This window comes from Loigolactobacillus backii (genome assembly GCF_001663675.1).
Classification (GTDB): domain Bacteria; phylum Bacillota; class Bacilli; order Lactobacillales; family Lactobacillaceae; genus Loigolactobacillus; species Loigolactobacillus backii.
This window is the reverse complement of the sequence record NZ_CP014873.1, coordinates 931372-946358: the sequence shown is the minus strand read 5'-3', so window position 1 is coordinate 946358 and position 14987 is coordinate 931372. Positions and strand designations below refer to the sequence as shown.

Here is a 14987-nt window from a genome sequence, read left to right as displayed (position 1 = left end):
GTAAGAATTTAACCGCTCATTTTTATAATAAATACACAATTTCGTACAGCATTCTGGCCAAATCCTGATCGTCCAAAGTATTCAGGAAACTAACAAATTGACCTTTATTTTTAGAGGCCAGAAATTTCTGCCAAATTGTTCGTTTCAAATCAAAATTAATTTGCGCCCGTTTAAGTTTATCAAATAAACGCTCGGTTACGGCATCTCGCTGCTGGACTGGCTCACAATCAATTAGCTGTAATTGTAAACTATCTCCCTGCCGCCAAGTAACCTGATTATTTTCTACCGAAATATCCGCCGAATCATTCGCCTTGATGCTAAAAGTACCTAAGGCATTAAATTCCAACTGCAGCCGGCGTCGGTTAGGCAAAATACTGGCCGGATCTTGAACTTCTATTTGTAACTTGCGCTGATCCCAATTCCAAATAAATGTCGTTGTTGCGATCCGTTCTCCTTGCCGTTCTGCCAAAACATAACGATTATTTGCCTCAGGAAAGATCCGGATAAGCAAGGTTTCGGGAAGTTGGGTTGCATCCGCCATTGAATCAGGATTCAGCGGTACGATCCCCCCAGCCTTAACAAATACAGGATACCGCCGTTCATCACGGTAGACGTTTAACGTAACATCGCCGCGGTAACGTAGACCAGTAAACCAATCAAACCACTGTCCCGGTGGAAACCAAACCGTCACTTTGGATTGGTCCAAGTGCTGTATTTTTGGTGAAATGATCGGTGCTACTAATAATTCACTTCCAAAAAGTGCTTGGTTCTGCTGTTCATAGGCTTCTGGTTGATCATAATGATAGTACATTGGCTGTACTAACGGTTGCCCTAGCGTGTGCGTACGATAATTGGCCGTTTCTAAATAAGGAATTAGCTGGTGGCGCAGGCGAAGATATTCGCGCATAATCGATGCATTTGGTTCCTTGTAATTCCAAGGCTCTTTGCCACTAAACGGATTTCCGCTACCATGTAGCCGCATAATCGGACTGAAAACACCAAATTGTAACCACCGTAAGGCTAATTCATCATCCCGTTCACCGTGCATATGACCGCCAATATCGTGACTCCACCACGTATAACCAACGTTACTAGCTGTCGCCGTAAAATATGGCTGAAACGCCAATGATTTCCACGAAACTATGGTATCTCCAGAAAAACCGATTGGATACCGGTGGCTACCAAAACCGGCATAACGTGATAAGATGAGCCCGGCCTCGTGTCGTTTAGCATGATCGCGAAAATGGTAATGATTTAATAGCCAAAGTGGATCGACAAGTTGTGGCGTTAAATTCTTACCTTGTTGCCAATCAACCCACCAAAAATCAATTCCCTGCTTTTCTAAGGGGTGGTGAACGTCATTAAAATAACTTTCCCGAAAAGCAGAATCACTTAGATTAAACAGAGCCGGTTCCTCGGCCGCCGTATCAAGGTTTAGATGTTTGGCTACTGTGGAGTAACTTGCTTCATACGCCCGAATACCATCTGCCGGGTGTAAATTAACCGTAACTCGCTTGCCAATTTCGTGTAGCCAAGTAAGCAATGCTTCTGGATCCGGAAACAACTCTTTATTCCAGGTATAGCCAGTCCAACCGCTACCAAAGCGATGCGGAATATCAATTAAATGCCAGTCCATGTCCAAAACGGCAACCGAAAAGGGTATCTCATTTTGCGTAAATTTTTCGAATAAGGACTTATACTCACTTTGCGAATAGGCCAAATAACGACTCCACCAATTACCTAACGCATAACGTGGCAATTGCGGAGGAAATCCTGTTAAACGGTAAAAATCGCGTAGGCAGGCTAAATAATCGTGTCCGTAAGCAAAATAATACCAGTCCTCCCCCAATGCCGTTCGGGGCCGAACAGTTTCACCTTCAATAATGAACGAGCGGCTATCGTCCATCACACTATACCCGTTACGACTCATCAATCCTTCATCCAAGTCAACTGCACCATCGGCCTTGTCCAAAGTACGAACAGTTCCTTTCAGGGTTTCCACTGCTTGACCAAAATACCACCGATTGGCGTAATCAGAATAACCATACTTAGTGTCGATGTACAGTGATGCCGGTGTTAGTGGCCCGCCTTCATAGTACAGATGAAAATAATCAGTTACAATCTCTAATTCATGGTGATTACGTTGCCGGTAAACTTCAAAATGAGCTCTTCCTAAATCCCGATTTTGCACAATTTGGGTAAAGTGATCTTCAAAATGGCCGTCTGCACTGTACTCAATTCGAACTAACCGTGATGTTAAAACCGTAAAACGATAAGTTTCACTACTAACACTATTGGTATTGATCTTCTGCTCCATCAGCGACTCCTCCGTTTCTCTGCGCATAATAACGATAAATTGCCTGCAAATCCGCGTGTTGATAATCCGAATGCCAAGGCTTGACGTGACCACAGTAATGAATAATAGTTGGCCGTTGGCGGGCCTCACGATTTAAGCGTGCCGTTTTGGCATCAAATGTTCTCGTAATACCAAGCATTAAATCAGATTGGGCGTTGAACCGTGGGTGAAGTTGATACCATTTAGAATACAAAACGGCGTTCAACGCATCCTGATCATGATATTTCAGTTTTTCTGGATGGTCACGAATAAAGGCCATTACTTTTGAAGTTATTTTTTCTTGCCGCCACCTTTCCAAATCAATTAGTAATAGACCAGAATTAAAATAGCGTGCACCACCAGTATCTAGCCCCATGGCCGCAAAACGGTCAAGATTACCAGCATCTTCAACGGCCCCGATCACATTTCCGGCCAAATCAGTCTGCCATAATTTCATAATATTGCCAGTAACGACCATATCGCAGTCAAGGTAAAGCAACCGCGAAAAATTACTATTTTGAAATAAACAGGGAGCCATTAGCCGATAATAGGCCGTTTTGGGAATACGGTTGCTTTCTACAAAATCAGTATCGGCCATCAGAGAAACAGTTTCAAAGTGAATTGCCGCATTGGGAAAGTGCGCAATATTGGCGGCCAAGCGCCCTTTCCCATTAAAACTTAGATCATTATCAACGATAAAAAAATCAACGTAGGCCGTCGAATTATTTTGTAATAAAGAAGTATGCAGAGTTTGCAAAACGGGAACAAACGCATCATTAGTTGCATTAACGATCGCAATTCTTTCCATATTGGCCAACCTCCCATCAAGTTTGCCTTAATTTTTAACCATATTCAGTCAAAAATCATTTTCAAAACGTGTTCTACTTAATTTAATGCAAAGGTAGCGAAAAAATTTAGATTAGCTAGTCGATTCTTATTCCAACGATAAGATCAAACCAAAATTGAGACAACTAATATGCTTTTTTACAAAAAAAGACCCCAATTTGCCGTCTATCGGCTAAATTGAGGTTAATTGCGGTTGGAACAAAAGTCCTAGTCGCTTACTATTTTCGATCATTACTCTAAAACGTGCGCCAAAAGTCTGGGTTCACGTGCCTAACTACAGCTAAGCTAATAACCACGGTACGGTTATTAGCTTACGTTACGCAGTGAACCCAAAACCGACTTTTGCCTCACTCTTGTATCTATTATGGACCTTGGCGGGTTCGAACCGTCGACCCCTTGGTTGTGACCCAAGTGCTCTCCCACTGAGCTAAAGGTCCAAGTAACTGTTACTCTATTATTCTACCACTTTTAATAAAACTGAGCCGAAGCTATCTTTTATTTCAATTATATTTTAATTACACAGTTAAAATATATGCCAAAAAGGCTAATTTTCACTGATTTACCATCTAATCGTCGCTTCAATTTTTGTAAATGACCACTATCATTTTTTTGTCACTAAAATGTAACACTTACCGCGTTGACACAGTATTTTTAGCGTGCTAATTTTAAACTAATGACATTAATATGTCCATAAGCACAATCATTTTTTAGTCAATTATTAATAATTATTTTTTATATTTGGGAAAAGATATTCATCAAAGGTAATCTTAGAGCGTGTTTGGAAATGCATCTAAGTTCGATAACATTTAATCACACGACACTAGTCATCAAGTAGGGGTAGTTTTTGGGAGGTTCTACATATGCAAGAAAACGAGCACAATAATGAAATGAGTAATAAAAAAGTCCATTACAAAATGTATAAGGCAGGAAGAAATTGGACAGTCGCTGGTATTTCAGTCCTAACTTTTGGGTTTAGTTTATTTAATATTCAGACCGGCGCCAATGCTGCTACAACACAACAAAAAACAACAGGCACCACAACAACCACAAATTCAGCGGCCGCTAAGCACACTGATAGTACGGCAACTTTAAAAACAACCACTGCTAGTTCCAGCGCTTCAGAAAAGGACAGCGCCGCACCAACTAACAATATTGCGCCAAATACGGTTGTATCAGGCGCCGCTACCGGTGAAGTTTCTAGTACCGCGGCCCAAGCAAGCACAATCAAGCAAGCGACCACGCAAAACAGCAGCTCAGTGGCTAGTTCGGCTTCTAGTAATAATACGGCAGCCAATAAGCAGCCAAACACAGCCAAGCAACAACTTACAAGCGCTGCAGTTCAAACCTCTGCTCAGCCAAACCAAGCACTGAACGCTGAGCAAACTAGCTTAACAACAAAACAGGCAAGTTCAGCGGTCCAAAGTAGTAGCACGGCCGTTTCAGACACTGTTCAATCAACGGCTAATTCGGCTACCTCAAGTAACTCAACTGAAGTAGCCTCTACAGCAACGGCCACTACTAGTCCAGCAAGCTCAGCAGCAGTTCAAGGTAGTTCTGCTACTGCTACAGTAAGCTCAGCAGCGACTCAAAATAGTTCCGCTGCGACAACCGTAAAAAGTTCCGCCATTACAATTACGCGTACCGCGTCAGATGATACGGCCGTCTACACAACTGTTAATGATATGGCTAAAGGCGGTACCTCTGGATTACAAGTGACTAACCTTAGCAATGATGATAATGGTGCTACAGCACTTGCAGCAGCCAAAGCCAAAGCATTGGCTGCTTATAAAGCAACCGGCACACCACAAACAATTACCCGCTCGGATAGTGGCTCCATCTCTTACCAACAGGCCTTTTTAGATAGCATTCAGTCTGGGGCAATTGCTGGGTGGCAACAGTACGGTGTGTTACCTTCCTTAACTGCCGCACAGGCCATCCTTGAAAGTGGTTGGGGACAATCAAGTTTAGCGGCTAACTACCATAACTTATTTGGCATTAAGGGTTCTTATAATGGTCAATCCGTATCCTTACCAACCCAAGAATATTATGGATATTACACCACCATTAATGATAATTTCCGCGTCTACCCAAATAACTCTACCAGTGTTACGGATCACGGTGCCTTTTTTGTTGATAACTCGCGCTACCATAATTTGCTAGGTGTTAAAGATGCCAATACCGCAACTTATTTAGTTCGTGCTGATGGTTACGCAACTGACCCTAACTACACTACTAGTCTACGAAATATTATCAGTAGCTGGAATTTAACTGCTTGGGATCAAATCGCTTTTAACGGTGGAACCACAGCTAACTTTGTTGATCTCAACAATAAGACAAGTACAACCAGTACAGTTAGTGTTGCTAGCACAACTAGCTCGGATGGTTCGGTTCATTACGCAGTTAAATCTGGTGATACCCTATCTGGTATTGCTTCTAAATTCAATAATACAACCACAAACTTGGCATCTTGGAATAATATTAGTAACCCCAACTTAATCAATATTGGCCAAAATTTACTGGTTAAGCAAGCCACAAAAAAAAGTACAACAACTACTAATTTGGTCAAACCGACAACTAATAGTAAAGTCTATTACGCAGTAAAATCAGGCGACACGTTGTCTGGCATCGCTTTGAAATACAATACCTCGGCACAAAGCCTGGCCAGTAAAAATAACATTAGTAACGCAAATCTAATTTACGTTGGCCAGAATCTTTGGGTTTCAGGTAGCACGACAACAACAGCAACTTCCAACAATAAACAGACCACTAAAGTAACCAATTACTATACCGTTAAATCTGGGGATACATTATCCGGTATTGCAACAAAATATGGCACTTCTGCAGCAGGCCTAGCTAGTAAGAACAACCTTAGTAACGCGAACTTAATCTACGTCGGCCAACAATTATTGGTGGCCGGTAGTAATACGAGTGCCAGCACAACACCAACTACAGTAAAAAAGCCAACTAGTAATCGTTACACAGTTATAGCTGGTGATACACTGTATGGTATTGCGATTGACCACAGTACATCTGTTCAAAAGTTAGCGACACAGAATAATATTAATGACACAAATACTATTTATGTTGGGCAAGTATTAACTATTTCTGGTTCAGCGACAACCACCGCTAAAGTAACTACCAATAATAGTTATCGCATTAAATCTGGCGACAGCCTTTCCGCCATCGCTGCTGCCCATGGGATGTCTGTTCAAGAATTGGCTTCAATTAACGGAATTAACGATCCAAATATGATCTTAGTTGGGCAAGTTTTGACTTTTTAACTGAGATTGTGTCTCAAAACGATTCCTGTTAATCTTTTATAACTGATTAGTGTTAGGCCAAAATTTCTTGGGCCGCCGCTAGTACGACTAAAACCAGTTTAAGGCTTACGACTTGTTCCTTTGTCGTAGGTCTTATTTTTGTGAAATTTTTCCGATATACCCTAGCTTAAAAATAGCTAAACCACGTTAAATTAAGTATGCTTTAAGTAACGACTAACTATGGAACAAGAAAGGACTGTTTTAAATGAAAAAACAAGCCATTGTTTTATTAGGGGTAACGTTGCTGGGATTGGCCGGCTGTAGCCAATCCACGCAAAATGACACAACTAATGACAAGAAACAAACTACCACCCACAGTACAAGCACCGCAAAATCTGATTCAACCAAATTAAATGTCGGTGCGGATGACAAAGTAAATGTTCTCCCAAAAACATTAAACTTTAAAAGCTTTAATGTTAGCCAAATTAAGGTCGAAGCAGAAACCAAACAACAAGTAGAACTAGAGATTGGTTGGCTAAACCAAACAACTGATGACCGACTATTTTCTGACGTTGGTGAAGTAGCAGTTTATCAAAACGGTACCAAATTAAAATTAACGGAACAAGATGACGATTTTCTTGATCATGTTGGTCCAAATGAAAACGAAGATTTTGAACTTTCTTATCGCTTACGAAACACCAAGGACGATCTCCAAATTAGAATCACACCAAAAAATGATAACGAAACTAGTCGGCAAGTAAAGGTTGCCTTTAACTAGTAGCATAAAAATCATAGAAAGACTGTTCTACCTAGCTAAACTTGTGGTAGAATAATGAAGTGGTTGTTTGTAGCCATTTCGGGCCCGTAGCTCAGTTGGGAGAGCGCCTGCTTCGCATGTAGGAGGTCGACGGTTCAAGTCCGTTCGGGTCCATTTTGTAGTTTAATAGAGTTGTGAATGATTAAACATTTGCCTCTAAATACCGTTATATCACTGATCTAGTGATAGCGGTATTTTGTTTTCAATAATCAAAACTAAAGTATGCTCATTTCTGACAAATAGAATTAAGTACTGGCGGTTGTCGTTACTTGTTTGAGTAGCGGCCTTTTTATTGGTCATATTCTTATTTAGACGGCTGTAAAATAATACGGTGATCTTGAAAAGAAAGAGTGCAAATACTCGTCTAGCGTTGCTACCGTAAATAGTTTCTATTTGCTACAAAAAAATAAGCCGATCTCCGTCAGATCGGCAAAACATAGTAGAAAATCCATTTTTAAATGCTAAAATATCATGAATATTAATTTAGATTCAACTATTTTTATTAGCCCATTCTTTATTTCTTAAGCCATTTCACAATTTTTACGGATTCTTGCTTTAGCTTATTTTCAATAACAAAATCTTGTAAGGCACGTGGTACCGAATGAGCAATTCCTGGTCGATAACGCCCACTTATCGCCTCAACAATAAAAAGTTGGCCACCTGGTTGTTCCGTAACTTTTAGTGGGAGCATAATCATCCTCCAATCAAGTCTTTTAATCTAATTTTCAGTATAGCTGATTTACGACTAAAAGCTCAATTAATACTAATTTAGATAAAAAAACACGTAAAATTTAATCATTTACGTGTTCTTTTTATCGTTATAGTGCGTGATACAATTATTCACACCATCATCAAAATTATAAACGGCATTATGATTAAATTTTGCCAATTCAGACACTGATTTGATATAAATTGTATGCATTTGATTTGGTGATTCAAACACACTAACCTTAATTGGGCTTATTTGCTGGTTGGTCGTTAAAAAATGCACTAAACCAGTATAACTAAAACTCCGCATCTCTCCGGCCTCCGTTTACAAACACAGACAACGGAATTACTCTTTGTTAGCTAGTTATTTAAGTTTATTATTCATAATCATTTCAATCGTCTGATCCATTTTCACCCGATAATTATCGTTTTCCAATAACATTGTCGTAATAATATCAAGTGCGTAAGTCATAGCAAACTGTGAATTAACAAACCGACTGTTATCAACAAAATTACTGTTTTTAACTATTATCGATAAATCACATAATTCGGCTAGTGGGCTTTTACTAAATCCAGTCAAAGCAACCAGTTTAGCGTTATTTTTTTGGGCCACTTTTGCTGCCTCGTTTACCTCACGAGTGTTTCCTGAGTTAGACAAAACTAATACCAAATCGCCTTTTTTCATAATACCACTAGTGATATACATCATGTGACTATCCGTCATCCCAAACGCCGTGATTCCCATTCGAATTAGACGTTGGGTCATTTCGTTGGCCGTATAACCCGAACTTCCTAAACCGAATAAGTATAAACGGTCACTTTGTGCAATAAGCGAGACGATTTGCTTTAGAATTGCCGGATCCAATAATTGTTGTGTTGCCTTTAGCACCTTCTGGTAAAAGTTATAAACATCATCAGGAATTGTCCCCTTCGTTGGTAAATCAACATTTACACTATCCGCTTGTGCCAACTGCAACTTAAAATCATAAAAATTAGTGCAATTCATTTTCTTTACAAATCTAGTAATCGTGGCGTTACTAACCCCAGTGGCCTGGGCCAATCGGGTAATACTCATTTTTTGTACGTTTCTGGGCTCTTGAATCACTTTTAGAGCAACTTTTCGTTCTTGTCGTGAAAAAGTAGTATATTGATATTCAACAAGTTGTACAAGACTTTTCATCATTATCATTCCTATCATTTAGAAATGTGGCGCTTATGGTCTTAACCTAGCACAATTCAATTATTTTGCCCATCTATTTTATTTTTCAAACAAATTTAATTACAATTTCTTGTGAATGACAAGCAAATTGAACAAATAGCTTTAAAACAACTGTCAGCCACAATTATTTTAAAGCTATTTTCGCGGTAATTAAAGCGCCACTATTTATATTTTTATTTCTTTCAAATAAACCAATCGCACAAAAGCCTATTAGTCTAAATCAAATTTATAATGATCAACAATTGACTCACGGTCATCGACTAAATCATGATAATAATTATATTCCGATATTCCAAGGAATGAGCCAACAATATTATGCACATTTGTATACCCTAAGTTAACTAACGCTCTAACCATATTGTAACTACGAAGACTAGTTAAACAATGCACGTATACTGGTTGATCCTTAGGAACCTCACTCAAACGATCTCTAAATTCACTTAGTGGAATATTGACAGCACCCTTAACGTGCCCTTGAGCATACTCATCACGCTCACGAGCATCAATAATAAATGCTTTATCCTTAACTAGTTGTCTTACGGCGCTGACTGGTACCTGTTTGTATTCGCCATTTAGAATATTAGTTGCTACCAAACCAGCAAAATTAACCGCATTTTTGGTTGTGCTAAAAAGTGGTTGGTAACAAAGTTCTAAATCCTGTAGATCTTCAACGTGAGCGTGTAACGTTATTGCGGTTGCAATAACGTTAATTTGCTTATCAACTTCACTCATCCCAATTGCCTGGGCACCAAGTATTTCCCCAGTTGGATATCCGAAAACCAACTTCAGAAATAACGAATGAACATTTGGCATTAAAGCAACTTTATCTTTTGGAATAACAGTAACCGCACTATATTCAATGCCTTGCTCATCACATTGTTTCTCAGTTAATCCAGTTGAAGCGGCATTTAAATTAAACAATCGAATTACTTGTGATCCTAAAACACCGCGCTGTTGTGTGGTTCGACCATAAATATGGTCAGCGGCATGTCGAGCCTCCATTTGTGCAGGAAAAGCTAAATCCAGACGTTGCTTTTTACGCGTCAACATATTGGTTACTTCAATGGCATCACCAACGGCATAAACGTGGGGTAAATTAGTCTGGTAATGATGATTAACTGCAATGGCGCCAGTTTCACCTAAATGTACACCAATTTTCTTGGCCAAAGTAACTTCTGGTTGTACGCCAATTGCCGCAACAACTGCTTCGGTCGCAAGCTTTTTACCTGATTTTAAAGTGACTTCATCTTTACTAATTTCGGTAACGGCATCGGACACAATTAAATTGACCCCATTATCGACTAATTCTTTATGCAGAATCTGTGCCATATCTTCGTCCAGCGGCTGCATAACGTGGGACGTCGCCTCAATTAAAGCTACCTTACGACCAGCCTTAATTAAATTTTCAGCGATTTCCAAACCAATAAAGCCGCCACCAATTACCGTTACCTTTTGAATACTATTATCAACCAAATAATTCTGCAATTTTTCAATATCCGGAACATTACGAACCGTAAAAACATTTGCGTTTGTAATACCTTTAATTGTTTGGGGTAAAATAGGTGTTGCACCTGGAGCAAGAAAAAGTTCATCATAGCTTTGTTGTGCCTGCTTACCCGTACGTTGATTGATATACGTTACAATCTGCATTTCAGGATCAACGTCGATAACTTCAGTTTCCGTTCGTGCGTTAATATTATAGCGCTGTTGAAATTTTTCTGGCGTCATTAAAACAATATCGGCCGCGTTTTTAACGGTTCCACTAAGATAATAAGGTAAAGCGCAATTTGAAAATGAGACGTTAGGCCCCTTTTCGAACATTGTAATTTCGGCCGTTTCATCCAAACGACGTACTCGCGCTGCAACTGATGCACCGCCGGCAACACCGCCGACGATTACTATTTTCTTTCCCACGCTAACTTCCTCCTATGGTTTTTATTTATAAGTAACTTGTAAGAATCGATTCTAGGGTAAGATACATACTGGTCTACAACACTAAATACGTAAAATTTGATTTACATTTTTAATTTTCCCAGCACCAAACAAACCTTGTGTAAACTTGACTGTGATTAAAACGCATTTCAAGAACATCTAGGTCATGTTTGGAAAATACCCTTATTAGCATTTTCCTGACTAATTTGGTCCGAATATACTTAAAAAGGTGGGTTTCTTCACTTAACACAGTTGGTTTAATTTGGTGAATGATACTTATAAAAAACAGTTTTTAATAAGCCTGCGCCCAAATCACTAATTTTTTGGCCGGTTTACCACAATAAACACATTTATCAGATAATTGTTCCTGTTTAAAAGGAAGGCAGCGTGCTGTTGCTTTAGTTTCTGAATGAATAGCAGCTTCACACTTAGGATCCCCACACCACATTGCCTTAACAAAACCACGATGATTCCCTAACTGCTTTTTAAATTCAGTCATATCAGTTGCAGTGAATATATTAGCATCTAAATGATCCTTGGCCATTTGATAAAGATTTGCTTGGATTTCTTCTAATAATTCATTTACTTTAGTATGTACGTCAGCGATTGGTGTCACAATCTTTTCACCGGTATCGCGGCGAACAAGTACAACTTGTTGCTGCTTTAAATCACGTGGTCCTATTTCTAATCGAACAGGCACACCGCGCATTTCGTACTCATTAAATTTCCAACCAGGTTTTTTATCACTTTGGTCCATTGAGACCCGAACATCCGCCTGTAAATCAGTCATAATTTCAGTTGCCGCTTGGAGAACTTCCTCATTTGGTGCGATTGGAATAATAACGACTTGTGTTGGTGCCACACGTGGGGGTAGTTTTAAACCGCGATCATCACCATGAACCATAATTAAACCACCAATGATTCGTGTCGATAGCCCCCATGAAGTCTGGTAAGCATACTGCTGTTTACCCTTATTATCTAAGTATTTAATGTTAAAGGCCTTAGCAAATTTATCATTAAAATCATGCGAAGTTGCCGATTGTAAAGCACGACCATCGGCCATCATTGATTCGAGGGTAAAGGTTTGGTAAGCCCCAGCAAATTTTTCACTTTCGGTTTTTTGGCCCTTGAGTGTCGGAATTGCTAAGAATTGGTTAATCACTTTTTCATACATATCTAGTACTGAAAGCGTCTCATCGTGGGATTCTTGTGCTGTTGCGTGAACAGTATGGCCTTCTTGCCAGTAGAACTCTGACGTTCGTAAAAATGGCCGAGTTGTCTTTTCCCAGCGCATAACACTGACCCACTGATTATATTTAAGTGGTAAATCACGATAAGAATGTACCGCACGGGCGTAATAATCGCTAAAAAGAACCTCGGAAGTCGGTCGGATGGCCAAACGTTCCTGAAGCTTTTCCGTACCACCCTGAGTTACCCACGCAACTTCAGGTGCAAAGCCTTTGATTAATTCACTTTCCTTAACCAATAAACTTTCTGGAATTAATAACGGCATTGTCATATCTTCATGCCCGGTCTTTTTCAACATACCATCAAATTCTTGCTTGATGTTCTCCCAAATTTGATAGCCATAAGGCAAAATAATCATTGCGCCACGAACTGGTGAATAATCAGCCATGCCAGCCTTTAAAACAGTGTCGGTATACCACTTTGCAAAATCATCATCACGTGCCGTTATTTCCTTTACGAAATCTTTCTTATTAGCCATTTTACGCCTTCACTTTCATATAATAATGGATTAGTCGTTACCCTTTTTTATTTCTCCATTCCAAGCAACCATACCGCCTAAAACGTTGACTACATCGTAGCCGCGGCCCTTAAGCTTTTTAGCCGCTCGCTTACTGCGTACTCCAGAATGGCAGATTAGATACACCTTAGTCGTCGGGTGGTATTCCGTAATTTGTTCATACGGAAAATTAAGCGCTCCCGGAATATGTCCTGCCTCGTATTCATCTGGACGCCGAACATCCACAATTTGTGGCTTTTTAACTAAAAGTTGCTGTAAGGTATCCGTTGAAATACTTTCTACACGTGTAAAAAAAGCCATCCTAAAAACTCCTTTTTAAATATTTTATAAAGCCACTTTAATCATTAATAACTGCATTATCAAAACGACACACCAACAGGCCAAATTATAAAAATGAAGCGGTGCCCCTGCAGCTGTTAATAAGGCGGCAATGATGATCACCAGTAAAACCAATAATAACCAGCCGACGGACAACCAACTAATAATCTGCCATTTTTTATGCCGTTTTAAACTTAAAGTGATCAAATAATACAGTGTTAGAAGCACTAACAGCCAAAACAACCACTCTACTAAATGAACGGGATAGGTCTCATTCATAAATAAGATTTGACGCATAAACCCTAGCCGCGTATTGTATAGTGTCCGCAACTCAACTGGCACCCATAAGAAAATAAGTTGCATAATTACTAAAAGAACGATTAATAAACGTTTAGTTAATTTACTCATGATCTCATCAACTGACTAATTCGTCTAACGATTTTTTCATCATCACCTATTTGCAAAGTTCTAACATCAAATTGTACTTGTCCCTTTTCAAGCCGCACAATAATTGGGGAATCACTAATACGTAGTTTACTTTCTAACTTAGTTGCCGAAATTGTGGTGGGTGTAACGGCAACCAATTCGGTCGGTAACAGGTAGCCCGGATACGAGCCGCCGCCTACCTGTGAGGTGCCAGCCAAAGTCGTTACCTTAAGCGATTTAATTTGCTTTAAGGCACTACTCAATCTTTGGGCGTGCTGCTGCAATTCGGCCAAAGGTAACGTAATCATCCGTAGCGTTGGTATTTTTTGAATAACTTTTTCCGGATTTTCATACAAATGTAGTGTGGCCTCTAATGCAGCCAACGTAAGTTTATCAACTCGTAATGCACGCAACAATTGATTATGCTTTAGCCGTTCAATATAGTCACGTTTGCCGGCAATAATGCCCGCCTGTGGGCCACCTAATAGCTTATCACCAGAAAAAGTAACTAGATCATACCATTTAAGTTCTTCCTTAATTAAAGGTTCTGCAGGTAAACCAAATTTACTCAAATCAACCAGCAAACCACTACCAAGATCGTAAATTAACGGTACTTGCGCCTCATGAGCAAGCTTAGATAAATCCTGTGAAGCTACACTTTCAGTAAAGCCAACTATTCGATAATTACTAGTGTGAACTTTTAAAATTGCACCTGTTTCATCGCTTAACGCTCGCTGATAATCGACTAAATGGGTCTTGTTTGTGGTGCCTATTTCGTGGAGTATCCCGCCACCACTTGTAATAATTTCAGGTATGCGGAAGGAGCCTCCAATTTCAACTAGTTCACCTCGAGAAACGATTACTTCTTTTTGGTTTACTAGTGTATCCAAAACCAACATCACGGCGGCAGCATTATTATTCACTACTAGGGCATCCTCTGCTCCCGTTAAATCGCGAATAAGTGCCTCAACATGACTATACCGTTGTCCCCGAGCCTTTTCATTAAGATTATACTCCAGATTGGAGTACTGAAAGCCTACTTCGTTAACGGCTTGTTTAATTTCAGGACTCAATAGTGAACGGCCTAAATTAGTGTGTAAAACAACCCCAGTTGCATTAATTACCGGACGTAGTGACATGACCGTTTTATCATGGATTTGCTGCTTAACGGCAACAACCAAATCAGTAGTGGCCAACGTAGGTTTTTCCCCCTGGATAATTTGCTGCCGCTTATTATTCAGTACTTGTTGAATTTGCTGTTTAACTAAACCACTACCAAATTGTTGTTGCAATTCGACAATTGCTGGATTAGATAGCAGCTCATTCACAGAAGGTAAACTTTGAAATAAGTCCTCATTCAT

At 39.7% G+C, this 14987-nt stretch carries 12 protein-coding genes and 2 tRNA genes; 3 read left to right on the top strand and 11 right to left on the bottom strand.

The genetic code is table 11. From position 1 onward, the window contains the following. Positions 1-22: 22 nt before the first annotated feature. From AYR53_RS04015 to AYR53_RS04005, 3 genes are all read right to left on the bottom strand, one after another. The gene (locus AYR53_RS04015; protein WP_225359772.1) at positions 23-2317 is read right to left on the bottom strand and encodes a glycoside hydrolase family 31 protein; all 2295 of its coding nucleotides are present in this window, start codon (positions 2315-2317) and stop codon (positions 23-25) included. Further along, the gene (locus AYR53_RS04010) at positions 2292-3143 is read right to left on the bottom strand and encodes a glycosyltransferase family 8 protein (RefSeq protein WP_068225827.1); all 852 of its coding nucleotides are present in this window, start codon (positions 3141-3143) and stop codon (positions 2292-2294) included. The genes AYR53_RS04015 and AYR53_RS04010 overlap by 26 nt, the downstream gene beginning before the upstream one ends. A gap of 403 nt (positions 3144-3546) precedes the next feature. After that, positions 3547-3618, bottom strand: a tRNA-Val gene (locus tag AYR53_RS04005). A gap of 423 nt (positions 3619-4041) precedes the next feature. Here AYR53_RS04005 and AYR53_RS04000 point away from each other — a divergent pair. The 3 genes from AYR53_RS04000 (at position 4042) to AYR53_RS03990 (ending at position 7372) form a co-directional block, all read left to right on the top strand. Beyond that, positions 4042-6462 carry a LysM peptidoglycan-binding domain-containing protein gene (locus AYR53_RS04000; protein ID WP_068279136.1) on the top strand — a complete coding sequence of 807 codons (2421 nt, stop codon included), beginning with the start codon at positions 4042-4044 and terminating at the stop codon, positions 6460-6462. A gap of 244 nt (positions 6463-6706) precedes the next feature. Next, entirely contained in the window at positions 6707-7219 is a 513-nt protein-coding gene (locus AYR53_RS03995; protein ID WP_068279147.1) for a hypothetical protein, read from the top strand. Positions 7220-7299: 80 nt separating this feature from the next. Further along, a tRNA-Ala gene (locus AYR53_RS03990) sits at positions 7300-7372 on the top strand. 400 nt (positions 7373-7772) lie between these two features. On the opposite strand, the gene AYR53_RS13505 is transcribed toward AYR53_RS03990, so the two are convergent. The 8 genes from AYR53_RS13505 to selA all read right to left on the bottom strand — a co-directional run bounded on the left by AYR53_RS13505 (position 7773) and on the right by selA (position 14987). Continuing rightward, positions 7773-7949 carry a hypothetical protein gene (locus AYR53_RS13505; protein ID WP_156520002.1) on the bottom strand — a complete coding sequence of 59 codons (177 nt, stop codon included), beginning with the start codon at positions 7947-7949 and terminating at the stop codon, positions 7773-7775. A 108-nt stretch (positions 7950-8057) separates the two neighbouring features. After that, positions 8058-8276 (bottom strand): hypothetical protein, encoded by a 219-nt coding sequence (locus AYR53_RS03985; RefSeq protein WP_068225824.1) that lies wholly within the window; start codon positions 8274-8276, stop codon positions 8058-8060. 54 nt (positions 8277-8330) lie between these two features. After that, on the bottom strand, positions 8331-9146 hold the full coding sequence (locus tag AYR53_RS03980; RefSeq protein ID WP_100077729.1) for a MurR/RpiR family transcriptional regulator: 816 nt from the start codon (positions 9144-9146) through the stop codon (positions 8331-8333). A gap of 249 nt (positions 9147-9395) precedes the next feature. After that, entirely contained in the window at positions 9396-11099 is a 1704-nt protein-coding gene (locus AYR53_RS03975) for an FAD-dependent oxidoreductase (RefSeq protein ID WP_068279153.1), read from the bottom strand. A gap of 310 nt (positions 11100-11409) precedes the next feature. Then, positions 11410-12843 (bottom strand): proline--tRNA ligase, encoded by a 1434-nt coding sequence (gene proS / locus AYR53_RS03970; protein ID WP_068279156.1) that lies wholly within the window; start codon positions 12841-12843, stop codon positions 11410-11412. Positions 12844-12873: 30 nt separating this feature from the next. Further along, positions 12874-13182 (bottom strand): rhodanese-like domain-containing protein, encoded by a 309-nt coding sequence (locus tag AYR53_RS03965; protein ID WP_068279159.1) that lies wholly within the window; start codon positions 13180-13182, stop codon positions 12874-12876. Between the two features lie 24 nt (positions 13183-13206). Continuing rightward, positions 13207-13608, bottom strand: coding sequence for a hypothetical protein (locus AYR53_RS03960; protein WP_068279162.1), 402 nt, complete (start codon positions 13606-13608; stop codon positions 13207-13209). Further along, entirely contained in the window at positions 13605-14987 is a 1383-nt protein-coding gene (gene selA / locus AYR53_RS03955; RefSeq protein ID WP_068279165.1) for an L-seryl-tRNA(Sec) selenium transferase, read from the bottom strand. The genes AYR53_RS03960 and selA overlap by 4 nt, the downstream gene beginning before the upstream one ends.